This window comes from Methylobacterium currus (genome assembly GCF_003058325.1).
Classification (GTDB): Bacteria; Pseudomonadota; Alphaproteobacteria; order Rhizobiales; family Beijerinckiaceae; genus Methylobacterium; species Methylobacterium currus.
This window is the reverse complement of record NZ_CP028843.1, coordinates 4,727,259-4,753,314: the sequence shown is the minus strand read 5'-3', so window position 1 is coordinate 4,753,314 and position 26,056 is coordinate 4,727,259. Positions and strand designations below refer to the sequence as shown.

22 protein-coding genes are annotated in these 26,056 nt (G+C 70.5%); 6 read left to right on the top strand and 16 right to left on the bottom strand.

Going from position 1 to position 26,056, the window contains the following annotated elements:
• Nucleotides 1-7: 7 nt before the first annotated feature.
• The 3 genes from DA075_RS21980 to DA075_RS38610 form a co-directional block, all read right to left on the bottom strand.
• Nucleotides 8-865 (bottom strand): alpha/beta fold hydrolase, encoded by an 858-nt coding sequence (locus tag DA075_RS21980; RefSeq protein ID WP_099955039.1) that lies wholly within the window; start codon nucleotides 863-865, stop codon nucleotides 8-10.
• 152 nt (nucleotides 866-1,017) lie between these two features.
• On the bottom strand, nucleotides 1,018-2,025 hold the full coding sequence (locus tag DA075_RS21975) for a TRAP transporter substrate-binding protein (RefSeq protein ID WP_099955038.1): 1,008 nt from the start codon (nucleotides 2,023-2,025) through the stop codon (nucleotides 1,018-1,020).
• Nucleotides 2,026-3,468: 1,443 nt separating this feature from the next.
• Nucleotides 3,469-3,705: a polyhydroxyalkanoate synthesis regulator DNA-binding domain-containing protein gene (locus tag DA075_RS38610; RefSeq protein ID WP_099955037.1), complete on the bottom strand. Its 237-nt coding sequence runs from the start codon at nucleotides 3,703-3,705 to the stop codon at nucleotides 3,469-3,471.
• 445 nt (nucleotides 3,706-4,150) lie between these two features.
• Here DA075_RS38610 and DA075_RS21965 point away from each other — a divergent pair, with 445 nt between their 5' ends.
• From DA075_RS21965 to repC, 3 genes are all read left to right on the top strand, one after another.
• A complete protein-coding gene (locus DA075_RS21965; RefSeq protein ID WP_099955036.1) occupies nucleotides 4,151-5,929 on the top strand; it encodes a methanol/ethanol family PQQ-dependent dehydrogenase in 1,779 nt (592 codons plus the stop codon).
• A gap of 15 nt (nucleotides 5,930-5,944) precedes the next feature.
• Nucleotides 5,945-7,147 carry a lytic murein transglycosylase gene (locus tag DA075_RS21960; RefSeq protein ID WP_099955035.1) on the top strand — a complete coding sequence of 401 codons (1,203 nt, stop codon included), beginning with the start codon at nucleotides 5,945-5,947 and terminating at the stop codon, nucleotides 7,145-7,147.
• Nucleotides 7,148-7,813: 666 nt separating this feature from the next.
• Nucleotides 7,814-9,100 carry a plasmid replication protein RepC gene (gene repC, locus DA075_RS21950; RefSeq protein ID WP_099955033.1) on the top strand — a complete coding sequence of 429 codons (1,287 nt, stop codon included), beginning with the start codon at nucleotides 7,814-7,816 and terminating at the stop codon, nucleotides 9,098-9,100.
• 251 nt (nucleotides 9,101-9,351) lie between these two features.
• On the opposite strand, the gene DA075_RS21945 is transcribed toward repC, so the two are convergent.
• Together DA075_RS21945 and DA075_RS36690 are read right to left on the bottom strand one after the other, a co-directional pair.
• The gene (locus DA075_RS21945; protein WP_099955032.1) at nucleotides 9,352-9,558 is read right to left on the bottom strand and encodes a hypothetical protein; all 207 of its coding nucleotides are present in this window, start codon (nucleotides 9,556-9,558) and stop codon (nucleotides 9,352-9,354) included.
• A 219-nt stretch (nucleotides 9,559-9,777) separates the two neighbouring features.
• Entirely contained in the window at nucleotides 9,778-9,915 is a 138-nt protein-coding gene (locus DA075_RS36690) for a hypothetical protein (protein ID WP_164712434.1), read from the bottom strand.
• 395 nt (nucleotides 9,916-10,310) lie between these two features.
• Between DA075_RS36690 and DA075_RS21940 the strand changes: the two genes are divergently transcribed.
• Together DA075_RS21940 and DA075_RS21935 are read left to right on the top strand one after the other, a co-directional pair.
• Complete coding sequence (locus DA075_RS21940) at nucleotides 10,311-11,414, top strand: catalase family protein (protein WP_099955031.1); 1,104 nt, start codon at nucleotides 10,311-10,313, stop codon at nucleotides 11,412-11,414.
• A gap of 11 nt (nucleotides 11,415-11,425) precedes the next feature.
• The gene (locus tag DA075_RS21935; protein WP_099955030.1) at nucleotides 11,426-11,824 is read left to right on the top strand and encodes an MAPEG family protein; all 399 of its coding nucleotides are present in this window, start codon (nucleotides 11,426-11,428) and stop codon (nucleotides 11,822-11,824) included.
• Here DA075_RS21935 and DA075_RS21930 read toward each other — a convergent pair.
• The 3 genes from DA075_RS21930 to hydA form a co-directional block, all read right to left on the bottom strand.
• The gene (locus tag DA075_RS21930; protein ID WP_099955029.1) at nucleotides 11,821-12,825 is read right to left on the bottom strand and encodes a sensor histidine kinase; all 1,005 of its coding nucleotides are present in this window, start codon (nucleotides 12,823-12,825) and stop codon (nucleotides 11,821-11,823) included. The genes DA075_RS21935 and DA075_RS21930 overlap by 4 nt on opposite strands.
• Nucleotides 12,826-12,993: 168 nt before the next feature.
• On the bottom strand, nucleotides 12,994-13,983 hold the full coding sequence (locus DA075_RS21925) for an SDR family oxidoreductase (RefSeq protein WP_099955028.1): 990 nt from the start codon (nucleotides 13,981-13,983) through the stop codon (nucleotides 12,994-12,996).
• Nucleotides 13,984-14,053: 70 nt separating this feature from the next.
• Nucleotides 14,054-15,442, bottom strand: coding sequence for a dihydropyrimidinase (gene hydA / locus DA075_RS21920; RefSeq protein ID WP_099955027.1), 1,389 nt, complete (start codon nucleotides 15,440-15,442; stop codon nucleotides 14,054-14,056).
• Between the two features lie 59 nt (nucleotides 15,443-15,501).
• On the opposite strand from hydA, the gene DA075_RS21915 reads away from it, so the two are divergent.
• Complete coding sequence (locus DA075_RS21915; RefSeq protein WP_099955026.1) at nucleotides 15,502-16,155, top strand: aspartate/glutamate racemase family protein; 654 nt, start codon at nucleotides 15,502-15,504, stop codon at nucleotides 16,153-16,155.
• A gap of 2 nt (nucleotides 16,156-16,157) precedes the next feature.
• Here DA075_RS21915 and DA075_RS21910 read toward each other — a convergent pair whose 3' ends face one another.
• From DA075_RS21910 to DA075_RS21875, 8 genes are all read right to left on the bottom strand, one after another.
• Nucleotides 16,158-17,084, bottom strand: a complete 927-nt coding sequence (locus DA075_RS21910; RefSeq protein ID WP_099955025.1) for an N-carbamoyl-D-amino-acid hydrolase — start codon at nucleotides 17,082-17,084, stop codon at nucleotides 16,158-16,160.
• A gap of 114 nt (nucleotides 17,085-17,198) precedes the next feature.
• Nucleotides 17,199-18,860 (bottom strand): nickel ABC transporter ATP-binding protein NikE, encoded by a 1,662-nt coding sequence (gene nikE / locus DA075_RS21905; RefSeq protein ID WP_099955024.1) that lies wholly within the window; start codon nucleotides 18,858-18,860, stop codon nucleotides 17,199-17,201.
• Complete coding sequence (locus DA075_RS21900) at nucleotides 18,860-19,735, bottom strand: ABC transporter permease (protein WP_099955023.1); 876 nt, start codon at nucleotides 19,733-19,735, stop codon at nucleotides 18,860-18,862. The genes nikE and DA075_RS21900 overlap by 1 nt, the downstream gene beginning before the upstream one ends.
• A gap of 18 nt (nucleotides 19,736-19,753) precedes the next feature.
• Complete coding sequence (locus DA075_RS21895) at nucleotides 19,754-20,785, bottom strand: ABC transporter permease (RefSeq protein WP_099955022.1); 1,032 nt, start codon at nucleotides 20,783-20,785, stop codon at nucleotides 19,754-19,756.
• 7 nt (nucleotides 20,786-20,792) lie between these two features.
• Nucleotides 20,793-22,418, bottom strand: a complete 1,626-nt coding sequence (locus DA075_RS21890) for an ABC transporter substrate-binding protein (RefSeq protein ID WP_099956729.1) — start codon at nucleotides 22,416-22,418, stop codon at nucleotides 20,793-20,795.
• A gap of 125 nt (nucleotides 22,419-22,543) precedes the next feature.
• A complete protein-coding gene (locus DA075_RS21885) occupies nucleotides 22,544-23,932 on the bottom strand; it encodes an NAD(P)-binding domain-containing protein (protein WP_099955021.1) in 1,389 nt (462 codons plus the stop codon).
• 10 nt (nucleotides 23,933-23,942) lie between these two features.
• Entirely contained in the window at nucleotides 23,943-24,689 is a 747-nt protein-coding gene (locus tag DA075_RS21880; RefSeq protein ID WP_099955020.1) for an SDR family oxidoreductase, read from the bottom strand.
• Nucleotides 24,686-25,687 (bottom strand): NAD-dependent epimerase/dehydratase family protein, encoded by a 1,002-nt coding sequence (locus DA075_RS21875; protein ID WP_099955019.1) that lies wholly within the window; start codon nucleotides 25,685-25,687, stop codon nucleotides 24,686-24,688. Before DA075_RS21875 ends, DA075_RS21880 begins: the two co-directional genes overlap by 4 nt.
• Nucleotides 25,688-26,056 lie beyond the last annotated feature (369 nt).

Genomic DNA, 26,056 nt, shown 5'->3' with positions numbered 1-26,056 from the left:
GGAGAGTTCAGTCGCTCGCTTCGCCGAAAAAGCGAAGGAGTTCCTCGCTCAGGACATCCGGCCGCTCCTCGGGGATCCAGTGCCCGCACGCCTCCACGACGCCACCGCGCACGTCCGCGGCGACGCGGCGCAGAGAATCGATGCATTCCAGGCCGCGGCCGAAGCTCTTGTCGCCGCCGAGCGCCAGCACCGGCATCGTGAGCTTGCCGTCGCGGTCGAGCATCGCCCGGTTGTCCTCCGCATCCTGGGGCAAGGCGCGATAGAAGGCGAGCATCGCCCGGAAAGCCCCGAAGGTCGTGTAGGTGCGCAGGTACTCGCGCTGGTCGGCCTCCGGGATCGCGGTCGGCCTGTACCCGTAATTGTCGAACAGCCAGCGCACCACGAGGTCCTCGCGGCCGGCGCAGAGCGCCTCCGGCAGGTCGAGGGTGCGGAAGAAGGCATGGTGCCAGCGTCGGCCGCCCTGCGAGAAATCAGCGCCGTCGCCCGGGATGACCACGTCGAGGATGGCGAGGCGGCGCACGGCCTCCCGGTGCTGGGCGGCGAGCGAGAAGGCCACCGGTCCGCCCCAGTCGTGCCCGACCACGAAGAAGCGCTCGATGCCGAGGTGGTCGTGCACGAGTTGCCAGAGGTCGTGCGCGAGCGTCTTCTTGTCGTAGCCTGTGGCTGGCCGCGAGGAGTCGCCGAGCCCGCGCAGGTCCGGGGCGATCACCCGGTAGCGCTCGGTGAGGCGCGGCATGATGTGGCGCCACTCGTGAGACGTCTGCGGGATGCCGTGCACGAGGACGACGACGTCGCCTGCACCGGCATCGAGGTAGTGCAGGCTCGCGCCGTCGACGTCGGCGAAGCGGCTCGCGATCGGGGTCATGTTCGGGTCTCCGGGTGACAGGGCAGGGCGGGTTCGCCGGTGGGCGCCTCAGGACTGCTCCAGGCCTTCGGTCCGCTCGGTCGCCCGCCCGGCATCGACGGCCTGCATCGCGCCGGGCCGGGGGGCGCCAGACCCGCGGACCGGCTCCGCCATCACCCGAGCTTGCCCGTCGTCGCTTCGAGCAGCCCCCAGGCCTCGTCGCCGTAGCGCTTGCGCCATTCCTGGTAGAAGCCAGAGGAGACGAGGCGCTCCCGGAAGGCGGCGTTCTCGACCTCGAAGAACTGCAGGCCCAGCGTCTGCAGCTTCGACTGGAGCGTCGCGTTCATGTGCTCGACCTCGCGCCGCTGCACCAGGGCCTCCTCGTTGATGTTGCGCTCGAGGATATCGCGCAGGTTCGGCGGGATGCGCTCCCAAGCCTTGCGGTTGGCCAGCACCCAGAACCCGTCCCACATGTGGTTGGTGAGCGAGCAGTACTTCTGCACCTCGTACATCTTGTCGACGAGCAGCCCGATCAACGGCTGCTCCAGCCCGTCCGCGATCCTCGTCTGCATCGCCGAGTAGGTCTCGGCCCAGGGAATGGAGACCGGCGCCGCCCCGAAGGACTTGAACATCGAGGTCCAGAGCGGGGAGGGCGGTACCCGGATCTTGAAGCCGTTGAAGTCGTTCGGCGTGCGGATCGGCTTCGTGGACGAGGTGGTCTGCCGGAAGCCGTGGTTGTAGGATTTCTCCATGCAGACGAGGTTGGCCTTCTCGAAGGCGCCCCGGACGTGCCGGCCGAGCGGCCCGTCGAGGGCCTCCCAGACCTTGTCGTAGGTCGGGAAGGCGAAGCCGACGCCGCTGATCGAGGCGACCGGCACCAGCGTCGACATCAGCACTCCGGTCTGGGCGAAGAGCTCGAGGGCGCCCGAGCGCAGCTGGCTCAGCATGTCGGCATCCGAACCGAGCTGGTTCTTCGGAAACAGCTCGATGATCACCTTGCCGTCGGTCTCGCGCGCGACGCGGTCGCGCACGCGGCCCATGGCGACGTTGAGCGGGTGGTCCCCCGAGACGATGTTGCCGAATTTCAGCCGGAAATCCGGCTCGGCGGCGCGGGCGACGTACGGAGCGGCGAGGCAGGCGGCCCCGCTGGCGAGGAGGGTGCGACGGGTCGGACGCGACATGGCGGGATTCCTCGAAGGAGGGGACGGGAATCGGGGCGTGGTGTCGGGGAGCCGGTTCGCGCCGGGCGCTGCGTGTCGTCCACAGCGGCAGATGCGCCAGTGCATGCCATCGCGTCTCTCCCTGCTGCGGCCGTCCGGACCGTCGAGGATCCGAAATCACGGGCATTTCGCCCGGGCCGCTCTTGGTCATTGGATGGTGACACACCGCGTTCCGCCCGGGAACTGGACATCGATTCCGCTACCTATGAGGAAACCTCACAGCCCCAGGCTGGGCTTGCCGGGCGTCAGCGGAAGTCGGATGCTGCAGAACGGCAGCCGGGGGCGGGGCCGGCTGTGTGCAACAAAACGTCCAACGGCGATCTGGCGCGCCGCCTCGATTTTCATGTGCATCAGTCACTTAGGAGGCTCGGGCCGAACGCCTGAATCCCACCCGTTCCGCCAGACATTCGTCCGGAGCACGGATTTCGAATGCATTTTCGAAGAGGACAGGGTTCATGCCCAGCCTCTGCCCATGCTGACGGAACCGCTTCAGAATCGACCAATTGGAGCGCCAGACGGCGGAGCGACCAGAGCCGCCACCACTGCGCAGAAGCTCCCACCCAGTGGTGCACTCAGAAGGGCGGCCACCAAGCCGAGAGGGACCATAGCCGCACCTGTCGCGAGACCGCCGGCAATCGTCACGAACACAAACAGCAGCATGGATGCCACCTCCCTGTGGGGGGCCGATAGAGCTTGAAGCAGAGATAAACTTCTGCGACGCGCCGGACATGTGCCGCTCTCCCTGTGGCGTCGTCCGTAGCGGCGACAGCGGGCGAGGAGGACCAGTGAGCCTCCAGCGCAGCAGCGTCAGCTTGCCAGCCTTGACCGTACCAACCGGTCCGTGACGTGCTCACTCTTCGTTCTAAGCGACTGGGACCGAGGGCACCACGATGCCGGCTGGGAGACACCGGACCCGCCGAAGGCTCCTCCGCTGCCACGTCATGCCCCGTGGAACCCATCGCCGGGTCCTCCCTCCGCAGCCTCCGGTGACCTGCCCTTGCCCTACGATGCGCCATCACGGACGCTCTCGCCGACTTCCTATACCCTCGCGCCTTGGCATCGACACGTCGATGCCAAGGCGTCCGGCGCATCAGCGCCGACGCCCGTTCGGGCTTAGCCGGCGCCTTCGAACGGGTCCGTTCGAAGGCGCGGCGGTATTACAAGCCGAACGCCGCACCAGGAAACGCTCCCAGCGTATCTCCCATGGCTTCGTTCACGGGCGCCTGGACGACAGGGGCGATGCGTTTGACGATCCACCGCCAGCACGGCCCAGCGGCCTCGCCAGCTTCCCTTTCGTGGTGGTGCGGATGGCGCGCGCTCAAGGCCGAGACAAACAGGGCGCGATAGTCTCACCAAATCGCAAAATATATAAAATTGGAACGACTACCAGCTTCTATTCACAATTCAAGCGAGCAGAGTGGCAGTTACGTCTTTAGCGGACTCGGCATCGACGACTGACAACGCGATTCCCCTAGAGGATCGCTCGCGAAGCTGGTCAAGCGATATGTAGCAGCGGTTGTGCGTGTCGTAGAACCGATGAATAGCATATCTTAGAACAAGAATCGGCAGCGCCTTTTTCTGCGAAATAGGGGCATTTTGGGAAATGCGCGACTCAAGCACAGCCTTGCCTCTATGTGCCATGAAAGCATCTTATGTTTGTGTATAGCAACGCTCAAGGCTGAACGCAATTGGTTCATTTGATGGCTGCGCACTATGCACAATGATATAGCCCGATTCGTTGCGACCTGATGACTCGAATATCCACGGCGGCGCATGGTTAGGCCGGTTTCCATGAACCATCGAGATAAAACGGCAGCCGGTTTGGCGCGCCTCGAGAACCTCGGGCGGCCCGGAAGATCAACGGACCTGCCTCCGGGTCTGATGACGGTCTGCCTATCATCGCGGCACGTGGTATCGCGGCACGTGGTGGGGCCACGCCGTCCGACCCGGATCGCCAAGCCCCGGTTCAGGCCTTGATCTCGTCACGCCCGCCCGCTCGGGCCATCCTCGGCGCATGGCCCGACGGGCCCCGTCGGCCTATGACGGACGAGAGCGGAGATCCGGCGCAGCCGGGAAGGGGACATGCATGAGATTCGTGGCGCTGGCGGCCCTGTTGCTCGGGCTCGGCCCGGCTCTCGCCGGAGAGGATGTGGCCGGTCGGGATCTGGCGCTGCCGACACTCGATTACGCCAATACGCGCTATTCGGGGCTCGACCGGATCACCGCCGGAAATGTCGACCGACTGACAGTGGCCTGGACCTATTCGACCGGGGTGCTGCGCGGGCATGAGGGTGCGCCGCTCGTCGTCGGCCATATCATGGTCGTGCATACGCCGTTCCCCAACACCGTCACCGCCCTCGACCTCGATCAGGACGGCAAGATCCTGTGGCGCTACGCGCCGCGGCAGGAGGCCGGGGTGGTCGCGGTGATGTGCTGCGACACGGTCCATCGCGGCCTCGCCTATCAGGATGGCCGGATCTTCCTGCAGCTCGCCGATACGAACGTGGTCGCGCTCGAGCTTGCGACCGGCCGGGTGCTGTGGTCGGTGCGGAACGGCGATCCGGGCAAGGGAGAGACCAACACCGCGGCGGTGATGCCGGTGGGAAGCAAGCTGATCGTCGGGCTGTCGGGCGGCGAGTACGGGGCGCGCTGCCATGTCACCGCCTACGATCAGGCGACCGGGCGACGCCTGTGGCGCGCCTTCGCCACCGGCCCGGATGACGAGATGCTGGTCGATCCCGAGGCGACGACGGAGCTCGGCCGCCCAATCGGTCAAAATTCCTCGCTGAAGAGCTGGGATGGCGAGCAGTGGAGGACCGGCGGGGCCTGCGCCTGGGGTTGGTTCTCCTACGATCCGGAGCTGAACCTGATCTATTACGGCACCGGCAATCCGTCGACCTGGAACCCGGCCCAGCGCCCGGGCGACAACCGCTGGGCGATGGCGATCATCGCCCGCGACGCCGAGACGGGCATGGCACGCTGGGTCTACCAGATGACGCCCCACGACCAGTGGGACTTTGACGGCGTCAACGAGATGATCCTGACCGAGCAGGAGATCGACGGGCGCAGCCGCCGGCTCCTAACCCATTTCGACCGCAACGGCTTCGGCTACACCCTCGACCGGGAGACCGGCACGTTGCTGGTGGCGGAGAAATTCGATCCGAGCGTGAACTGGGCCAAGCGGATCGACCTCGACCGGGCCTCCCCGACCTATGGCCGCCCGGTGGTGGACGAGCGCTACGCCCCGGGGACGGCCGGAGAGGACGAGACCGTGACGGGCATCTGCCCCGGGGCGCTCGGGGCCAAGAACCAGCAGCCCGCCGCCTACTCGCCGCGCACCGGCCTGTTCTACGTGCCGACCAACCACATGTGCATGGATTACGAGCCGTTCCACGTCACCTACACGCCGGGCCAGCCCTATGTCGGCGCGACGCTGACGCTGCATCCGCCGCCGGGCACGGAGCGCACCGGCGCCTTCATCGCCTGGGACAATCGTTCCGGCCAGATCAAGTGGTCGATTCCCGAGCCGTTCTCGGTCTGGTCGGGGGCGCTCGCGACGGCCGGCGGCGTGGTGTTCTACGGCACCCTCGAAGGATACCTGAAGGCGGTCGATGCCGAGACCGGCCGTGAACTCTACCGCTTCAAGACGCCGTCGGGGATCGTCGGCAACGTCACCACCTACCTGCACAAGGGGCGGCAATACGTGGCGGTGCTGTCCGGCATCGGCGGCTGGGCCGGGATCGGGCTCGCGGCGGGACTCACCGACCCGGCCGAGGGCTCGGGCGCCGTCGGCGGCTATGCGGCACTGTCGCACTACACCGCCGCGGGCGGGCAGCTCACGGTGTTCGTCCTGCCGGACCGCTGACCAGGAGGCTCTTCGATGCGGGTGCCGATCGTGCTCCTGTGGTGGCTCGCGGCGCCGGCCGCCCTGGCGCAGACGCCGGGCGACCCCGCCATGGCCGCCTGCCTGCCCGGCCTCGTCGCCCGGGCGCGGGAGCAGGGGGTGACGCCGTCCCTGGCGGAGGCGCAGCTCTCCGGCCTCGCCGCCGATCCGGAGGTGCTGGCAGCGACCGGCAAGCAGGCGGAGTTCGAGAGGCCGGTCTGGGCCTATCTCGATTCGGCGGTGAGCGAGGAGGCGGTGACCGACGGCCGGGCGAAGCTCGCCACGGAGGCGAGCCTGCCGGCGATCGAGGCAGCCACCGGGGTCGACCGGCACGTGCTGGCGGCGATCTGGGGCATCGAATCGGGCTATGGCAGCGTCCTCGACGATCCCCGCAAGGTGCGCCCGGTCCTGCGCTCGCTCGCCACTCTGGCCTGCGCCGGAGGCCCGCGGGTCGCGACCTGGACCGAGGAGCTGGTCGCGGCCCTGCGCATCCTCGATCTCGGCCGCACCACGCCGGAGCGCCTGACCGGCTCCTGGGCCGGCGCGATGGGCCACACCCAGTTCATGCCGACGACCACCCTGCGCCACGCCCTCGACTTCGACGGCGACGGGCGGGCCGACATCTGGACATCGGCCCCGGACGCGCTCGCCTCGACGGCGCAGTATCTGCGGACCTTGGGGTGGCGCCCGGGCGAGGGCTGGGGCGGCGAGGTCTCGCTGCCGGCGGGCTTCGACTACCGACTCGCCGACGAGACGACGGCGCGGACGCTCGCGGAATGGCGCGGCTTCGGCGTCACGCCCGCCGGCCGGGCGATCGGGGCCGACACCGACACGGCCCGCCTGGTGCTGCCGGCCGGGGCCCGGGGGCCGGCCTTCCTGCTGCGGCCGAACTTCCAGGCGCTGCTCGGCTACAACACCGCCTTCTCCTACGCGCTGGCGGTGGCGCATCTCTCCGACCGGCTGCGGGGCGAGCCCGGCTTCGTGCAGGCCTGGCCCCGGGGCGACCGGCCGCTCGGCGCCGAGGAACGGCGAGAGATCCAGGCTGCCCTCGCGGCGAAGGGTCAACCGGTCGGCGAGGTCGACGGGCGGATCGGTCCGCGCAGCCGGGCGGCGATCCGGGCCTGGCAAGCGGCTGCCGGGCTGGTTCCGGACGGCTACGCCGATGCCGCGCTGCTCGACCGCCTGCGCGGCGGGCACTGATTCGGCGCCAACGCACGATTCGGGGACTCGGTACCACCGTGACCGACGCGAAGCGCCTGACTCCTGTGGAGAAAAGGTTGTCGACTCCTGAATCGGAGGGCCTCGGGCGTAACGCTTGACTCTCCGTCGGCCGATTCCGCCAAACTACGCCTGTCAGCTCGAATGAGGCTCGAAAGCGTAGATGTCGAAGGCGGCCGAAAGTCGAATCGTCGGGCGGATGCCGCCGGCCACGCGCTCAACGAGGCCGATTGCGAGGGCCGCTCGCGACAGGCCTAGGACCGGACGGTCGAGGCGATCGATGCGGTGAAGACCGGGATCGCGCAGGCTTGGCGCCACCCGCCTTCAGGGCGCGCCACGTGAGCCATTCCCTCATCCCGGGGCATGCCCCGGGTGAACGCCGCCAAACGACTCTCGCACGTGACTCTCGTAAGTGAGCCTCGCTTGAACCTCACGTCACGCGGCAGCGCTTAACCTCGCCTCACGGCGGTTCCACTCACCCGAACCCAGAAAGGATCGATCCGGCAAAAGAAAAAGGCCCCCGAAGCGACGCCCCGGAAGCCCTTCTCTTAGTGCCTGGCAGCCTGAGAGAATCAAATCCGGCACATTCTGTCAAGCGTGGCGCCGATTCGGCGAACCCTTTTCTGTTGCCTGACGACAGGCACAGCCATGTCCCAGACCTTACCGACGACGCCCTTCGGGCGGCGGCCTTTGTCGCTCGCCATGATGGCGGCGCAGGCGGCGGCGAAAGCCTGCCCGGAGGAGGCCGTCAGCCACAAATGGCGCACCTTCCGCCACCTGACCGAGGCCAAGCAGCGGCTCGGACTCGGGGACCGGGCGCTGGCCGTGCTCTCGGCCCTGCTCAGCTTCCATCCCGAGACTGCCCTGACGCCCGGGCCAGGCCTCGTGGTCTTCCCGTCGAACCGGGAATTGTCGGTGCGGGCGCACGGGCCGTCGCCGACGACGCTGCGGCGGGCGCTGTCCCAGCTCGTCGAGACCGGCCTGGTGATCCGGCGCGACAGCCCGAACGGCAAGCGCTACGCCCGGCGCGGCGAGGGCGGGCAGATCGAGCAGGCCTTCGGCTTCGACCTCTCGCCCCTGGTGGCGCGAGCGGCGGAGTTCGAGGCCCTGGCCGCCGAGGTGCGGGCGGCTGCCAAGGCGCGGGCTCTCCTGCGGGAAGAGATCTCGCTCCTGCGCCGGGACATCGGAAAGATCGTCGCCTTCGCCCGCGAAACGGGCCTGAGCGGCGCGTGGGACGGGATCGAGGCGCAGTTGCGGGGCGCCGGCGCAATGCCGCCGCGCTCGGCCGGCCATGCGGTCCTGGCCGAGACCGCCGAGGGGCTGCGGGCCTTGCGTGAAGCGGTGGATAAGTGCCTGGCGGAATCGATCGAATTCCCGAAAACGGGCGCCAGTGAGTCCCAGGCCGGCTGCCACCATCAGAGTTCAAAACCTGAGTCTTCTCAGAATCTTGAACTGGGCTTACGGGGAGACCGGACCGAGGCCGTGGAGGAACGGGCGAGCACCATCGTGCCGGCGAACCGGGCTCTGCCGCTGCGGCTGGTGCTCGAAGCCTGCCCCGAGATGGCACTTTACGCCCGGCACGGGATCGGCGGCTGGCGCGACTTCCTCGGAGCGGCCGCCGTGGCACGGGCGAGCCTCCGGATCGCGCCGCCGGCCTGGGATGCGGCGGTCGCAGCGATGGGGGAGGAGCAGGCGGCGGTCGTGGTCGCGGGCATCCTGCAGCGCGGGCCGGCCATCGCGGCACCGGGCGCCTATCTGCGCGACCTCGCCGGGAAGGCACGGGCTGGGGGGTTCTCGGTCTGGCCGATGGTGATGGCGCTGTGGCGGGTGCGACAGGGAATGACGGGTCGGGAATCGGATCAGACCCCTGTGCCAACACCGCTCCCCAGTTCGGCGCTGAATTCGCGCTTCAAGCCTGCGGCCCGTCATCCATGAAGGCACCGAACATGGATGGCTCTCACCGGAGAACGATCCCCCCATGGGGTACGATGCTGGGACCCTGGCGAGGACTGGCTCTCACCGCCGCATTGATGGTGACAGCCACGAACCCGCTGCCAGCTCAGGGCATCGGCCTGGATATCGCGGACCCGGTTCCTGAAGATCTGCTGCGCACGATCCGGCCCGCGGATGCTGAAGCAGCCTTCGGCGCAATAAGGATCGTCGACCGTCAGGGACGCTGGCGCGCATCAGGCATGCTGATCCTGCGCGTCGAAGCCGATTGCCGGACAGGCCTTTGCGTGACTGTCATCGCCCACGTGACAGCGGCCAAGCTGATTCCGGACGTGATGCTCGATGCGGACATCCCGGTCGAGTTCGCCGATGATCGCTCTCCGCTTCGAGGGACGATCGCCCGCCGGATCCGCATCGAGGGCGCAGGTGATCCGGGCACGCAACTCCGGCTTCGCGGGAGAATGTGGTTCGTCGAGCCTTGCGGCGGCGGCTTCCCATCCGATGAGGAGCGGGTGAGACGCCTTCCACCGCGGTCCTCACCGCGCTCGACCTTCGAGGAATTCAGACGCAGTTTGAGCGTGGACCCACGAGCACGGATCGGGAAGCCGGCGCGACACTCCCGGCCCCGTTTGACGCCCCGCGTTTCGGATCGGTCGAGACCGCTACCCCGCGGCCAGGACCAGCCCATCCGCCCGCGCCACGTAAGCCGTCAGGATCACGAAGACGAAGACCGTGAGCGCGTTCCAGGCCAGGTAGCGGCTGCGGTCGATCAGGGTGCGGGTCGTGACGGCGGCGGGCATGGACAGGGCTCCTCGGTGAGGGGCGAGCGGCGCCCGCAGGGTGGTTCGGCGGGGATACGTGAGGGCGGAAAACCGGTTGCGCGACCTCGGCCCTCCGGTTGCATTCAAGCCGGGCCATGGTCGGTCGTCAATGAACGGGCCTCCCAAAGTCCCGGCGACGGGGAGAAGGATCTTGCTTTCAGAGACTCTGCCGAAGAAATTTTTTCGCGATGTCCCGCGTCAGAGCCATGCATCTGACGATTTGGTTCTCCGACGCGCGTCCTCGGCCTCGGCCTGGAGCCCGCGCGGTGTGGCGCCGCGAATCGAAGCGTGACGGAACACCGGCGGGGCGGCGCCGTTGCCGCTGACGCAGGGACGCGCCTCGAGCGTCCCGAGACGAGCAAGGTCCATCCGCGATGCAGGCACCGATCCGCTTCGATCCTTCCCTGGAGAGCGTGCAGCCCGACGAAGAGGAGGTGCAGGCGGAGATGATCCGGGTCTTCGAGAAGATCCAGACGACGACGCTGAAGGATTACGGCCACGCGGTGCGCGGCGTCCACGCCAAGAGCCACGGCCTCCTGACCGGCCAGCTGACGGTGCTGCCGGATCTGCCCGCGCCGCTGGCGCAGGGCCTGTGCGCGGCGCCCGGCACCTACGACGTGGTGCTGCGGCTCTCGACCAATCCGGGCGACATTCTGGACGACAGCGTCTCGACCCCGCGCGGCCTCGCCGTGAAGGTGATCGGCGTGCCCGGCGAGCGGCTGCCGGGGGCGGAGGGCGACACCCAGGATTTCGTGATGGCGAACGCCCCCGCCTTCACGGCGCCCGACGCCAAGACGTTCCTGAGGAGCCTCAAGCTTCTGGCCGCCACCACCGACACGCCGCAGGTGTTCAAGAAGGTCTTCTCCGCCGCGCTCCGCGGCATCGAGAGCGCGATCGAGGCGGTGGGAGCCAAGAGCCCGACGCTGATCGGCCTCGGCGGCCATCCCGAGACGCATATCCTCGGCGAGACCTTCTACAGCCAGGCGGCCCTCCGCTGGGGCGATTACGTCGCCAAGGTCGCGGTGGCCCCGGTCTCGCCGGCCCTCACCGCGCTGACGGGCGCACCGCTCAACGTCAACGGCAAGCCGAACGGCCTGCGCGAGGCGGTGTCGGCGTTCTTCTCCGCTCATGAAGGCGTGTGGGAGTTGCGCGCCCAGCTCCTCACCGACCGCGAGACGATGCCGGTCGAGGACGCCTCGAAGCCCTGGCCGGAGGAGACGAGCCCCTATGTGCCAGTCGCCCGGATCGTGATTGCGCCCCAGGAGAGCTGGAGCGACGAGAAAGTGCGCCGCCTCGACGAAGGCCTCGCCTTCAGCCCGTGGCACGGGATCGCGGCGCACCGGCCCCTCGGCTCGGTGATGCGGGCGCGCCGCGCCGTCTATCCGCGTTCGGCCGGCTTCCGGGCCCGGCACAATGGCTGCCCGATCCACGAGCCCACTTGCCAAGCGCCCACTCGTCAAGAGCCCACCCGCGCCTGAGGAACCCCGTCATGGTCTTTCCCTCCCTGACCGCCGCCTACGGGGCCGTGCTGGCGCTCCTCTTCGCCGGGCTCTCCGGCTGGGTGATGGCCCGGCGCCTCTCCGCCAACGTGCTGCACGGCGACGGCGGCGACGCCGTGCTGCTGCACCGCGCCCGGTCGCAGGCCAACTTCGCCGAGTACGTGCCGTTCATCCTGCTCCTCGTCGGTCTGCTCGAGGCCCACGGGGCGAGCCGGGCCCTGGTCCACGGCCTCCTGATCGTGCTGCTGGTCGGCCGGGTGCTGCACCCGTTCGGCATGACTGCGCCGGCGAACTCCCCCCGGCAATTTGCCTGCCGGGGCGGCGGCATCCTGGCGACCTTCGGGGTTCTGATCGTGACGGCGGTCGGCCTGCTGCTTCGGTTGGCTTAGGCGGCCGGTGCGGCAGCGGCGAAGTCGAGCCGCACCACCGTGCCGGACCCGCCCGAATAGGTCAGCGTGCCGTCGAGCTGCGCCGCCAGCCCCTGGGCGATGCGTAGGCCCAGACTCCGGCTCGTCTCGGGATCGAACCCGGCCGGGATGCCGCGTCCGTCATCGGCGACGGTCAGCGCCATCCGGTCCGGCGCGGTCGTCTCCAGGCGGATGGTGATCGTCCCGCCGGCGCCCTCCGGGAAGGCGTGCTTGAGGGCGTTGGTCACCACCTCGACCACCAGGAGCGACAGGGTGGTGAGCCGGGTCAGGTCGAATCGCACCGGCGGGACCTCGACGAGGCAGACGATGGTGCGGGCGCCCGTCGCGTCGAGGAGGTCGGCGCACAGCTCCTGCAGGTACTGGCCGACCGGCAGGCTGATCCGGTCCGGATCGTAGAGCCGGCGGTGGATGCGGGAGATCGTCTCGAGACGCACCCGCGCCTCGTCGAGGGCGGCCAAGGCCGCCTGCGGATCGGTGCCGACCCGGCGCTTCTGCAGGGTCAGCAGGGCGGCGACGAACTGCATGTTGTTCGCCACCCGGTGCTGCAGCTCCTGGAACATCGTGCGCTGCTGCTCGTAGAGCCCGGCCGTCACGGCGCGCTCATGGCGCAGCCGCGCGCTCGCCGTGTGCATGATGTGGATCAGCGCGATGTCGACGGCGACGATGAAGACGTAGAAGGCCAAAGCCAGCGCGGATTGCGCCGAGACGACGAAGCCGGTGGTCGGCGGCAGGAAGAAGTACCAGGCGGAGAGCCCGCTCAAGGTGGCGCAGGTGATGCCGGCGCGCAGGCCGCAGAAGAACGTGGTGAGGATGACCGCCGGGAAGAAGGTCAGGTAGGGAAAGCCCGGCGGCAGCACGTCGTCGACGGCGAGCCGCAGGCCGAGCGCGGCCGCGGTGGCGCCGAGCGCCACGAGGTCGCCGAGCCAGACCTGGGCGCGCAGGCGCTCGGTGGCCTGGATCACGCTCCAGAACGGGCTGCGGCGCGCCGTCGGGACAACGGAGGCGGGGGCGGTCGTCGTCTCAACCGTTGACAGTGTGATGGCTCCTCGATCGAGGACCAAACTAATCCGATTCGTGCCCCGCGCGCCCCGAAACCCCGCGGAACCGCAGCCTCGGCGTCCGATCTCCCGTCACCGTGACTTCGCTGCCGCGGTCGCGGCGAGCAGCAGCGCGCCCACGCCGAGGGCGAGGCCGAGGCCGAGGCCGGTGCTGAGGCGTCGGGCGGAGGGCACGCCGTGCCGGTCGCGCCAGCCGCCGCTCGTGGAGCGGCGATCGTCGAGGGGGGCGCGGAGCGCGCCGTGGGTCACGGGCGCCGGGCTCGCCCGGTCGAGGGCGCGGTGGATCGCGATGCCCATCAGGTGCTCGGTCGGGCCCGGCGCGAGGGCGTAGGCCGCTTGCGCCGCCCGGGCCGGCCAGCCGACCGCGACCTCGTCGTGGGGATGGCGTGCCACGTGCACGAAGGTCTCGGCCACGTCCTCGGGCGCGTAGACGAGGGGACCGGCATCGATCCGCTTGCCCGACACGTTGGCGCCGTGGTCGAGCCCGGGCGTGTCGATCATCGCCGGGAAGACCGAGCAGACATGGATGTGCCGGTGCCGGCGCAGTTCCTGGCGCAGGGACGCCGTGAAGCCGCGCAGGCCGAACTTGCTCGCCGTGTAGGCCGCCGCGAACGGCGCCGGCGCCCAGCCGCCGAGCGAGATGTTGGTGATGAGCGTGCCGTGGCCCTGCGCCAGGAAGACCGGCAGGGCCGCGTAGGCGCCGTGCATGCCGCCGAGCAGGTTCACGGCGATCGTCAGGCGGTGGAGGTCGAGGGGGGCGTCCTGGTAGGGACCGAACACGCCGGTGCCGGCATTGTTGATCCAGACGTCGATGGCGCCGAAGATCCGCACGGCCTCGTCCGCCAGCGCCTGCACCGCCTGCGGGTCGGTCACGTCCGTCGGCACGACGACGGCCTTCCCGCCGACGCGCCGGCAGGCCTCCGCCACCTCCTCCAGGGCGTCGCGGCGGCGCGCCGCCAGCACCAGCCGGGCGCCCCGCCGGCCGAAGGCCAGGGCAGCGGCGCGGCCGATGCCGCTCGACGCGCCGGTGAGCACCACGACGGCGTTGCGCAGGTCGGTCATGCGGGCCTCCTTGCCGGGGGACCAGCCCCGCAGGCGCAACCGGGAGGCCCGCCGGAGGTTCCGCCGGCTTCTAGCCCCGCCGGATCGGCGCGCCGCTGCCGGCCTCCGCCGTGACCGCACCACCCTCGACGATCACCCGGCCGCGGCACAGGACCGTCTCGGGCCAGCCGGTCACGTGACGGCCGGCATACGGCGTGAAGCCGGTACGGTCCTCGACCATCGCGTCCGAGAGGGTCACGCGCCTGTTCGGATCCCAGAGGCAGAGGTCGGCATCCATCCCGACCGCCACCGAGCCCTTGTCGGCGAGGCCGTAGATCCGGGCCGGCGCCGTCGCGGTGATCTCGACGAACTTGCGCAGGCCGAGGCGGCCCCCCGACACCATCGCGTCGAAGAGGAGCGGCAGACGCATCTGCAGGCCCGGCATGCCGTTGGCGATCTCCTTGAAGGTCGCGCCCGGGCCCGCCTTGAGCTTGCCGGTCTCGTCGTAGCGGTAGGGCGCGTGGTCCGAGGAGACGGTCTGGAGGTCGCCGAGATCGAGGGCGCGCCACAGCGCCTCCTGGTCGCGGGCCTCGCGCAGGGGCGGGGAGCACATCCATTTCGCTCCCTCCAGCCCCGGCCGGTCGAGGTCGGATTCGGTGAGGAAGAGGTATTGCGGGCAGGTCTCGGCATAGACCTTGGCGCCTTCGCCGCGGGCCCGGCGCAGGATCGCGGCGCCTTCCTCCGTCGAGACGTGGAAGATCATCACCGGCTGGTTGAGGAACTGCGAGAACCGCACCACCCGCTCGAATGCTTCCGATTCCGACAGGCGCGGATGGCTCGCGGCATGGTATTTCGGCGCCGTCTTGCCCTCCTTGAGCAATTGCCGGCTCGCGAAGGCGATCAGCCCGTGGTTCTCGGCGTGGACGCAGACGAGCGCGTTCGCCTCCTTGGCCGCCGCCATCAGGTCGAGCAGCGCCTCGTCGGCGAGCCGCAGGCGGTCATAGGTCATGAACGCCTTGAGCGAGGTATGCCCGGCGCGCACCAGCGCCGGGATGTCCTGCCCCAGCGCCTTCTCGGTCGCGTCGGCGATGATGAGGTGGAAGGCGTAGTCGATCACCGCGCCGGCCCGGGCCAGGGCCGCGTAATCCTCGGCCACCTTCGACAGGTCCATGCCGACATGCTGGGCCGCGAAGGCGATGACGCTGGTCGTGCCGCCGAGCGCCGCCGAGCGGGTGGCGCTCTCCCAGGTATCGGCATTCATCAGGCCGGAGGCCGAGAGCTGCTCGATATGGGCGTGGCTGTCGACCCCGCCCGGCAACACAAGCTTCCCCGTGGCGTCGATCTCGCGCCGGCCGGGGGCGAGACCGACGCCGATCGCCGCGATTCGTCCGTCGCGGAGGCCGAGATCGGCGGAGAAGACGTCGCTCGCGGTCGCGACGGTGCCGCCGCGGATCACGGTGTCGAAGGCGGGCTCACTCATACAAACGCTCCTCGTCCGAAACTTGCTAGTCTGAAGGCCTGACACATCAGGAGACCGCCATGACGGCCGGCCGACGCATCCTCGTCATCAACCCGAACTCGAACGACGTCGTCACGCGCGGCCTCGACGCGGCGCTGACACCGCTCGCGCGGCCCGGCATCGCCATCGAGTGCCGTACCCTGGCGGAGGGGCCGTTCGGCATCCAGTCGCAGGCCGATGTCGAGCGGGTGGCGCTGCCGCTGCGCGACCTCGTGCGGCGGGACTCTGCCGATGCCTACGTCATCGCCTGCTACTCCGATCCGGGCCTCCATGTCTGCCGCGAGGCGACCGACCGGCCGGTGCTCGGCATCGCCGAATGCGGGATCCTCACCGCGCTCGCCCGGGCCGACCGGTTCGGCGTCATCGCGGTGGCGAGCGGCTCGATCCCGCGCCACCTGCGGGCTCTGCGCCAGATGGGCGTGAGCGACCGGCTGGCCGGCGAGCGGGCCCTCGAGATGAGTGTGGCCGAGACGGCGAGCGGCCCGGACACGCTGGCCCGGATGATCGCCGTCGGCCGCGACCTGCGCGACCGGGACGGGGCCGGGGTCATCGTCATGGGCTGCGCCGGCATGGCCGCGCACCGGCGCGGCCTCGAGCAGGAGCTCGGCATCCCGGTCGTCGACCCGGTCCAGGCCGCGGTCGCGATGGCGATCGGGATCGTGGCGGTCGCCTGACGTCAATCGGGCAGCACCACGCCGGTCTGGGCGGTGATGCGGCCGTAATGCTCGATGCGGCGGTGGCGGGCGAAGTCGAAGATCGTCTCCTTGCCGAACCGGGTCTCGTCGAGGTCGCACGGGTACACGATCACCCCGTCGGCCTCGCCGGCGAGTTCCGCCACGATCTTCCCGTTCGGGTCGACGATCAGGGTGCCGCCGGTGAGGTGGTGCCCGTCCTCGTCCCCGGCCTTGGCCACGGCCACCACCCAGGTGGCGTTCTGGTAGGCGCCGGCCTGGACCGAGAGGCGATGATGAAACAGCCGCTCCTCGATGCCCTCGGCGTTGCGCTGGCTGTTGACCGAGGGGGTGTTGAAGCCGAGCACCACCATCTCGACGCCCTGCAGCCCCATCACCCGGTAGGTCTCGGGCCAGCGCCGGTCGTTGCAGATGCACATGCCGAGGATGCCGTCGAGCATCCGCCAGACCGGGAAGCCGAGATCGCCCGGCTCGAAGTAGCGCTTCTCGAGGTGCTGGTGGGTGCGCTCGGGGTCGAACGCGTCGTGGCCGGGCAGGTGCACCTTGCGGTACCGGCCGACGATGGTGCCGTCGCGGTCAACCAGGATCGAGGTGTTGAAGTGCCGGCCCTCCGGCGTCAGCTCGGCATAGCCGAAGGACATCGCCATGCCGAGCTCGCGCGCCCGGGCGAAGAGCGGCGCGGTGGCCGGGCCGGGCATCTCGCGCTCGAACCAGTGATCGGCCTCGGCCCGGTCCTCGTGGTACCAGCGCGGGAAGAAGGTGGTGAGCGCCAGCTCCGGATAGACGATCAGGTCGGCATCCTGGCGTTTGGCCTCGTCCATCAGGGCGATCATCCGGGCGACGACGCTATCGCGGTCCTCGGCCTTCTGGATCGGACCGAGCTGGGCGGCGGCGGTGCGGATCACGCGCATGAGGAAAATCCTGTAAGTGTCTGTGATGGAAGAGATCTGGTCGCGGGATCTACCTCACCTGCCGTCTCAGGATGAGGGCGCAGGTGTGACGGATGCACCGCCGGGGCGCCGGCCTCACGCCGCCGGCTCCGCCGCGAGCCCCCGCGGCGCACCCGGCCGGAAATGCGGGATCGCCGCCAGCAAGTCCCGCGTGTAGGCGGTGCGCGGCGCCCGGAAGAGGTCGCGGCTGACGCCCTCCTCGACCACCCGGCCGCCCTGGAGCACGAGGGTGCGCTCGCACATCATCCGCACCACGTTGAGGTCGTGGCTCACGAACAGGAAGGCGAGGCCGTCCTCCCGCCGCAGGTCGTCGAGGAGGCGCAGGACCCCGGCCTGGACCGAGACGTCGAGAGCCGCCGTCGGCTCGTCGAGCACCAGGAGCCTTGGGCGCACGGCGATCGCCCGGGCGATGCCGATGCGGGCCTTCTGGCCGCCGGACAGCTGGTGCGGGAAGCGATCGAGGAGGGCGGCGGGCAGGCCCGCCCGCTCGGCGCTCTCGATCACCCGCAGGCGCAGGGCCTCGCCGCGCAAGGCCGTCAGGCGCCTCACCGGATGAGCGATGCAGTCGAAGGCCGAGAAGCGCGGGTTGAGGCTGTCGGTCGGGTCCTGGAACACGATCTGGATCGCGCGCCGGTGGGGCGAGCGGTGGAAGTCGCGGGCCGGGATCGTGCCGATCGATTCGCCGTCGAACAGGATCTGCCCCTCGCTCGCATCGATGAGGCGGCAGATCATCCGCGACGTGGTGCTCTTGCCCGACCCCGATTCGCCGACGAGGCCAAGGCTCTCGCCCTCGCGAAGCGAGAACGACACGTCCTCCACCGCCATGGCGCCGCCGAACGCCTTGCCCAGCCTCTGCACCTCGAGGAGCGGCGGCGCGCCGGGGGCGGGGCCTGGACGCGGCACCGCCGGCGGACGGGTGCCCTCCGGCACGAGGTCGGCGAGCGTCGAGGTCGGGGTCGGCGAGGCGGCGACGAGGCGCCGCGTGTAGGGGTGGCGGGGCGCGGAGAACAGCGTCCCGGGCTCGCCCTCCTCGACGAGGCGGCCCTGCTCCATCACGGCGATGCGGCCGCAATACTGGGCCGCGAGGCCGAGATCGTGGGTGATCAGGATCATCGCCATGCCGCGCTCGGCGGTGAGCCGGGCGACGAGGTCCATCACGGTCTTCTGGGTGGTCACGTCGAGGCCGGTGGTCGGCTCGTCGGCGATCAGCAGGGCCGGGCGGCAGGCGAGCGCCAGCGCGATCATCACCCGCTGGCACATGCCGCCGGAGAGTTCGTGCGGATAGGCGTCGAGGCGCCTGCCCGCGTCGCGGATGCGCACCGCCTCCAGGCTCTCCAGCGCCCGCTCCCGCGCCTGGGCCCGCGACGCGCCACCCGCCACCAGCACGTCGGCGAGCTGGCGGCCGATGGTGCGGATCGGGTTGAGGGCGGCGCGGGGATTCTGGAAGATCATGCCGATGGCCGACCCGTGCGCCGCCCGCAGGTCCGCCGCCGAGAGCCGGGTGACCTCCTGGCCGCGGAAGCGGATCCGCCCGCCGGTGATGCGCCCGGCCCGGTCGAGGAGGCGCGCCGCCGCGAAGGCGGTGACGGACTTGCCGGAGCCGGATTCGCCGACGAGTCCCAGGCTCTCGCCGGGCTCGACCGCGAGGGTGACGCCGCGCAGGGCCTCGACCGGGCCGCGGCGGGTCGCGAAGGCGACCGCCAGGTCCTCGATGGAGAGGAGGGGGGAAGGCTGCATCAGGTCCGCATCCGGGGATCGAGGATGTCCCGCAGGCCGTCGCCGAGCAGGTTGAAGCAGAGCACCGCCAGCATCAGGGCGAGGCCCGGGAAGGCGACGAGCCACCACTTGCCGGTGGTGATGAAGCGCGCGCCTTCCGCGACGAGGATCCCCCATTCCGGCGTCGGCGGGCGCACACCGAGGCCGATGAAGGACAGGCCCGCGGCGTTGAGGATCGCCCAGCCGAGGTTGAGCGAGATCTGCACCGCCATGGCGGGCAGGACGTTGGGGAGCAGGAAGCGCAGGACCACCGCGAGGTGACCCTCGCCCCCGGCCCGCGCCGCCTCGACGTAGCCGGCGTCGCGCCGCACGTTCACCTCGGCCCGGGCGAAGCGGATGTAGAACGGCAGGTTGATGATGGCCGTCGCGACGACGATGTTCTCGACCCGGTTGCCGAGGGCCGCCACCAGGGCCATCGCCAGCACGAAGAGCGGGAAGGCCATCAGCACGTCGACGAGGCGCCCGACCACCCGGTCGAGCCGCCCGCCGGCATAGCCGCTCACCCCCCCGATCACCGCGCCGAGGGCGAAGGACAGGCTCACCGCCGAGAGCGCGATGGCGAGGTCGAGCCGCGTCGCCGCGATGATGCGGCTGAGCACGTCGCGGCCGAGCTGGTCGGTGCCGGCCCAATGCGCGGCGCTCGGCGGCTGGAGCGCCACCGACACGTCGGAGGCGATCGCGTCGTAGGGGGTGAGCCAGGGGCTGAGGACGCCCACGAGGCACAGCAGCGTCGCGCCGGCGGCGGCGACAGCCGTCAGCGGATTCTCGCGCAGGACGTGAGCCGCATGCCGCAAGGTGCTGGGCGGCTGGGCAAAAGGAGGAGCGACGGCGTTCATGGGATCCCTCGCATCCGGTCACTCGATGGAGACGCGCGGGTCGGCGAGGCCGTAGAGCACGTCGACCGTGAGGTTCACGACGACGAACAGGCTCGCCATCAGGAGCACGAAGCCCTGGACCGGCGCATAGTCGGAGGCCAGCAGCGCATCGAGCGCGTAGGAGGCCACGCCAGGCCAGGAAAATACCTTTTCGACCAGAACGTTGGCGCCGAGCATGGTGGAGAACACGATGCCCGCGATGGTGAGCACCGGCAGGATCGCGTTGCGGAGCGCATAGGTCACGATGACCCGCCGGCGCGGCAGGCCGAGGGACCGGGCGGTGCGGATGAAGTCGCTGCCGAGCACGCTCAGCATCGCCGCCCGGGTGATGCGGGCGAGCGGTGCGAGCACGAACAACGCCATGGTCAGCGCCGGCAGCACCAATTGCCCGGCCGCGGCGCGCCAGCCCTCGACATCGCCGACGAGCAGGAAGTCGATCAGCAGGAAGCCGGTGATGTCCGGCGGGCTCGCCGCGAAGACGTCGATGCGGCCGGTGGGATCGGGCGCGACGCCGAGGAGATAGTAGAAGACGTAGATCAGGAGCAGTCCCGACACGAAGGTCGGCACGCAGACCCCGAGGGCGCAGAGGAAGCGCACGGCGTGGTCCACCACCGAGCCCGGCCGGAGCGCCGCCGCGATGCCGAGGGGAATCGCCAGCAGGAGCGCGATGGCGAGCGCCGTCAGGGTCAGTTCGAGCGAGGCCGGCAGGCGCTGGCGCAGATCCGTCAGCACCGGCTGGCCGGTCGTCATCGAGCGGCCGAGCTGGCCATGCGCCACGTCGCCGAGATAGCGCACCAGCTGCTCGGGCACCGGCTTGTCGAGACCCATTTGGCGGCGGATCTCCTCGATCTCCGCCTTGCCGGCATTCGGCCCGGAGGCGAAGAACACCGCCGGGTCGCCGGGCAGCACCCGCATCAGCAGGAAGGTGAAGACCAGGACGCCGAGCAGGGCCGGCAGCGAGGACAGGAAGCGGCGCCCGGTGCGCCGGGCGATGCCGCTGGCGGAGGCCATCCGCGACCTACTTCTCTGCGATTTTGCGCGACAGGTCGCGGTAATCGACCTGGCGGTGGAACTGGTAGGTGTAGCCCTCGACCGACTGCGCCATCACGGCATCCTGGTTCGGCTGCCAGATCGGGATCTGCGGCATCAGGGCGAGGTGGCGCCGGTTCAGGGCCCGGGCGTCGTCGTCGTATTTGCCCGGGTCGCGCTCGAACCGGGCCTTGGCGGCGAGCTCGTTGATTTCGGGATCGTCGATCGAGCTGTAGTTCCAGCGCTGGTTGCCGGTGTAGAAGTTGCGGTAGAAATAGTCCGGCGAGGGCAGCCAGGCGACGATGCCTTCGGTGAAGAACGGCAGCTTCTTCTCGCTGACCTGGGTCGACATCTGCGCATCGGGCAGCTTCTGGATCTCGACCTTGACGCCGATCTTCTCCAGCGACTCGCGGATCAGCGCGGCCATCGGCTCGGCGGTGGCGGCCTGGCCGACATTGAAGCTGAAGGTGGTCGAGAACCCGTCCGGCAGGCCGGCCTTGGCGAGCAAGGCCTTGGCCTTCGGCAGATCGAGGGTCACCGGCTGGGCGACGGGGAAGACGGGTTGGGGATCGCCCTCGCCCCAGGTCGCCCCGAAGAGCGGCTTGCCGCGGCCGAACAGGGCGGCCTTGAACATCGCGTCGTAGGGCAGGGCGTAGGCGAGCGCCTGGCGCACCTCGACCTTGTCGAAGGGCGGCAGCTTCGTGTTGAAGGAGATCAGCGTCAGCGCGTTGAATTGCGGCGTGGCGATCACCTTCAGCTTGCCGCGCTCCTTCAGTGCGAGCGCGTCGTTGGCCTGGAGGTCGATGACGATGTCGGCGTCGCCCTTCTCGACGAGATTCGCGCGGGTCGCCGGATCGGGGATGGTCTGGGCGATGATGCGCTTGAAGCCGGCGGGCTTGTCCGGCGCGGCGCCGGTCCAGTCGGCGTTGCGCTTCAGCACCACCTGCTCGCCGGGCTTGAACACGTCGACGCTGTAGGCGCCGCTGCCGACGGCGTGGTCCTTCAGCCAGGCTTGCGCCCAGGGATCCTCCGGCGTCGCGTGCGCCTTGGCGGCCTTGGAGTTGATGACGATGGCGTAGACGGTGGCGAGGTTCGGCAGCGCCAGCCGGTCGGGCTTCGGCAGCGTGACCTTGAAGGTGTGGGGATCGACCACGGTGAACTGGTCGGGGCTGGTCAGCGAGCCGGTCAGGAGCTGCGGCCCGGCGAGGGACTTCGCCGAGACGGCGCGGTCGAGCGACCACTTCACGTCCTCGGCCGTGACCACGGTGCCGTCCTGGAACTTGGCATCCTTGCGCAGGTAAAACGTGAGGGTGAGGCCGTCGGGGCTGACCTCGTAGCGCTCGGCGAGCTCGCCGCGGACCGACTCGAGGTCGAAGACCCAATTGTCGCCGAGCTTCTTGCGGCCGAAGGTGACGAGGCGGTCATAGGTCGAGAGGCTGATCGCGAAGGCCTCGCGGGTGGTGCCCGGCATGGTCGGGTCGAGGGTGTTGACCGCGGCCCCCGTGACGTAGCGCAGGGTCTCGGCCCGGCTCTGGGCCCTAGCCGGCGCCGCCCCCACCACGAGGGCGACGATGAGGGCGCCCAGGAGGCTGCCGGAGTGGCCGCCCATCCGCATGTCGGTCTTCGTCACGCCCGTCCCTTCCTGCATCCCTGATCGGCCGGCCGTCTTGCAAGGGCCGTTCCAGCAGGGGCCATTCCAGCCCAGGGATGGGCTTGGGGGCAAGAGCGAACGTGCGGGGGTCAGCGCAGCACCGCCTGCGGCACGTCGTAGGCCCGGAACTCGGCCCAGTGCCGGTCGAGGTCGGCGGTGAACAGCCCGCGGGTGAGGCCGGAGACGAGGCGGGGCACGGCGGTCGTCATGGCGTTGATCGACGAGCCCGACGGCCCGTGGCTGACCGTGGAGGCGATGCCGAACAGGTGGATGTCCCTGATCCAGGGCGTCAGGCCGGGCTCGCGCTCGGCGAAGGCGTAGTCGTCGCCGAGATACGGATAGGCGGCGAGGCGATCGTCGCGCTCCTCCGGCGGCGGGGCGTAGCGGTCGCCCCAGGTGGCGATGTTGTGGGCAAACGCTAACAATTCGGGCCGCGCGGCGTAGTCGACCGTGATTCCGGTGGCGGCGATGACGCAATCGGCGGCGGTCTCGCCCCTCGGCGTGTCGAGCCGGATGACGCCGTCCCGCATCCGCGCGCCGGTGACGGGCGCGCCGGGGAGGAAGCGAAAGTTCGGATGCCGGGCGCAGCGGTCCCAGGTCGCCTGCGGGAAACCCTCGCGCAGGCCCATCACGGCGCTCATGAAGCGCCAGCGCCAGGCATCGTCGAGGTCGCCGAGATGGCGCAGGAAGCCCGCGAAGGTGAGCCAGCGATAGGGCTGCACCACCTGCGCCTCCGCCCGCCGGCAGAGCAGGGTGACCTCGGCGGCGCCGGCTTCCAAGGCGGTCGCCGCATTGTCGAAGGCCGAGGCGCCGGCGCCGATCACCGCGACGCGCTTGTCCGCGAGACTTGCGAAATCGATCGCGTCGTCGGTGCGGGCAACCCGCCCGGTCGGCAGGCCGGCCAGCACCTCCGGCAGGGCCCAAGCCCCGGCGCCCTCCTGGCCGGTGGCGAGCACCACCTTGCGGGCGTAGCGCAGCGTGCCGCCCGCGTCGGTGACGGCCAACAATCCATCCGCCGGCGCGATGCCGGTGACGGCGACGCCGTTCTCGACCGGCACGCCGGTCGCAGCGCGCACGAAGGCGAGATAGGCGGCCCAGTCCTCCCGGGCGATCAGGTCGAGGGTGTTCCAAGCGGCCTGCCCGTAGCGGGCCTCGTGCCAGGACTGGTAGGTGAGCGCCGGCAGGCCGAGATCCGGGCCGGTGAAGTCCTTCGGGCTGCGCAGCGTGCGCATGCGCGCATAGGTGAGCCAGGGTCCCTCCAGGCCCTCCGGCGCCCGGTCGAGCACCAGGATGTTGGTCACCTGTGCCCGCATCAGCCCGAAGGCGATGGCGAGGCCGGATTGTCCGGCCCCGACCACGATCACGTCGTGGGCGGGTTTTCCGTCCGGGCCGGTGCGGGGGGCGAGCCAGGACGCGCGGGGATGGGCCGTGCGGGCGATCTCGTCGCGGACGCGGACGAGGAGAGCGTCGAGGGACATGGCGGATCCGTCAGGCCGAGAGCCAGCCGCCCTCCACCGGTAGGGCCGCGCCGGTGGTGAAGGAGGAGGCGTCGCTGGCGAGGTAGAGGATGGCCCGGGCGACCTCCTCGGGCTGCCCGAGGCGCTTGAGGGCGTGCCTTGCCTCGGAGGCGGCGCGGGCGGCGTCCGGGTCGGCGGCGCGGCGGAAGCTGCGGGCGAGGAGCGGCGTCTCGATCGCGCCGGGCACCACGGCGTTGACCCGGATGCGGTCGGCGGCGAAATCGAGCGCCATGGTGCGGGTGAGGCTGAGCACCGCCCCCTTGGCGGCGATGTAGGCGCTGTTGCCGCGCCCGCCGGCCAAGGCCAGCTGCGAGGCGACCGTGACGATCGCGCCGCCGCCCCGGTCCCGCATCGAGGGCACCGCTTGCCCGGCCCAGAGCCAGGTTCCGCCGACATGGGCGCGGAACACCGCGTCCCAATCCGCGGGCGAGGTGGTTTCGACGGTGCCGCCGACGGAGAAGCCCGCCGCCGTCACCAGCACGTCGATGCCGCCGAAGGCCGCGATGACCGCGCCCGCATCGGCCGCGACCGCGGCGGGATCGCCGACATCCGCGATGCGGGCGAGGCCGCCGATCCCGGCCGCCACCGCCTCCGCCGCCGGGCCGTCCCGGTCGATCACCGCCACCCGGGCGCCGGCCTCGGACAAGAGCCGCGCCGTCGCGGCGCCGATGCCGGAGCCGCCCCCCGTCACCACCGCGACCTTGCCGTCGAGCCTCACGGGCGATCCTCCTTCATGCGTGTCTGCCAGGCCAGGAACGCGTCGGCCGACGCTTCCAGGCCGTGCGCCGCCTCCCAGCCGAGATCGTCGCGCAGCCGGCCGGTGGCGAGCGGCGGCCGGTCGCGGTCGCCGTGCAGCGAGATCGTCGGGGTCTCGCCCGGCGCGGCGAGGCGGCAGACGAAGCCGGGCCGGACCAGGCCGCGATTCACCAAGTCCCGATTCCCGGCCAGCCGCTCGCCCCAGGCCAGGACCGGCCAGGTCGCGGGGCTCGACACGTTGTAGAGGGAAAAGCGCAGGCGCTCCGCCGCGATCAGCCGCGCCACGGCCTCGGCGGCGTCGGGAGCGTAGAGCCAGTCGCGCCGGCCCGGCCGCGGCAGCAGCGCGGGGGTGCCGGCCTCGGCGGCGGCCCAGATCTGCGCCTGCGGGCTCAACGTGTCGCGCAAGGACGTGTCGCGCTCGAACGGGCCGAACACCGCGCTCAGGCGCACGCTCACCCCGTCGAGGCCCCAATGGCCGCAGAGCCGCGCCAGCACGGCTTCCGAGGCGAACTTGGTGACGGCGTAGAGGCTCTCCGGCCGCGCCGGCAGGTCCTCGGACAGGATCTCACCGTGCGCCGCCCCGTAGGCCGCCGCCGAGGACAGGTTCACCACCCGGCGCACCCCGGCCCGGCGGCAGGCCTCGAGGATCGGCACCAGGGCGGCGAGGTTGACGGCGAGGATCGGGCCGGGATCCGCCGCCTCGCGGGCGGCATCCGCCGTCACCGCGGCGGCGATCACCACCGCGTCGGTGCCGGGCCGGATGCTCGCTGCGAGGGAGCCCGGGTCGGTGACGTCGCCGAGGTCGAGGGAGAGGGGGCCGGGCCGGGCCGCGAGCATCCGCAGCAGGTGGGGCGGGGGCGGGGCCCGGTCCAGGAGCCGCACGGCGATCCTGCGCCCGAGCAGGGCATCGGCGAGGTTCAGCCCGACGAAGCCGGCGCCGCCCAAGATGACGACGCTCATGCTGACGGCATCGGCATCGGCGCGCCCGGGTCGTGGCGATGGGAAGGTGTCGGCACGCGCTGTCCTCGCGATCGATCCGCCGCGCTTCATGCACGAAGCGGGCCGGCAGCCGGCGGAAAGCGCCATGGAACGCGAGTGCGCATCCGCGCGCAACCTCTGCGGTCGCCGGTCGAGTGGGTGCGAGGCCGGCGCGGGGAAACGTCCCGTCCAAGACCTGTTGCCGGGCGATCTGGTTTCCGCCGCGGCGACGCGCCGTCGCCACGAGCCGGACGGAGCCTGGATGAGTCGTCCGCCGGGCTGTCATGAAACCATCACCGGCCCCGGCCAAGAGGTTTCCCGAAACGGCCGGCGTGAAACAATCGCAGCCCG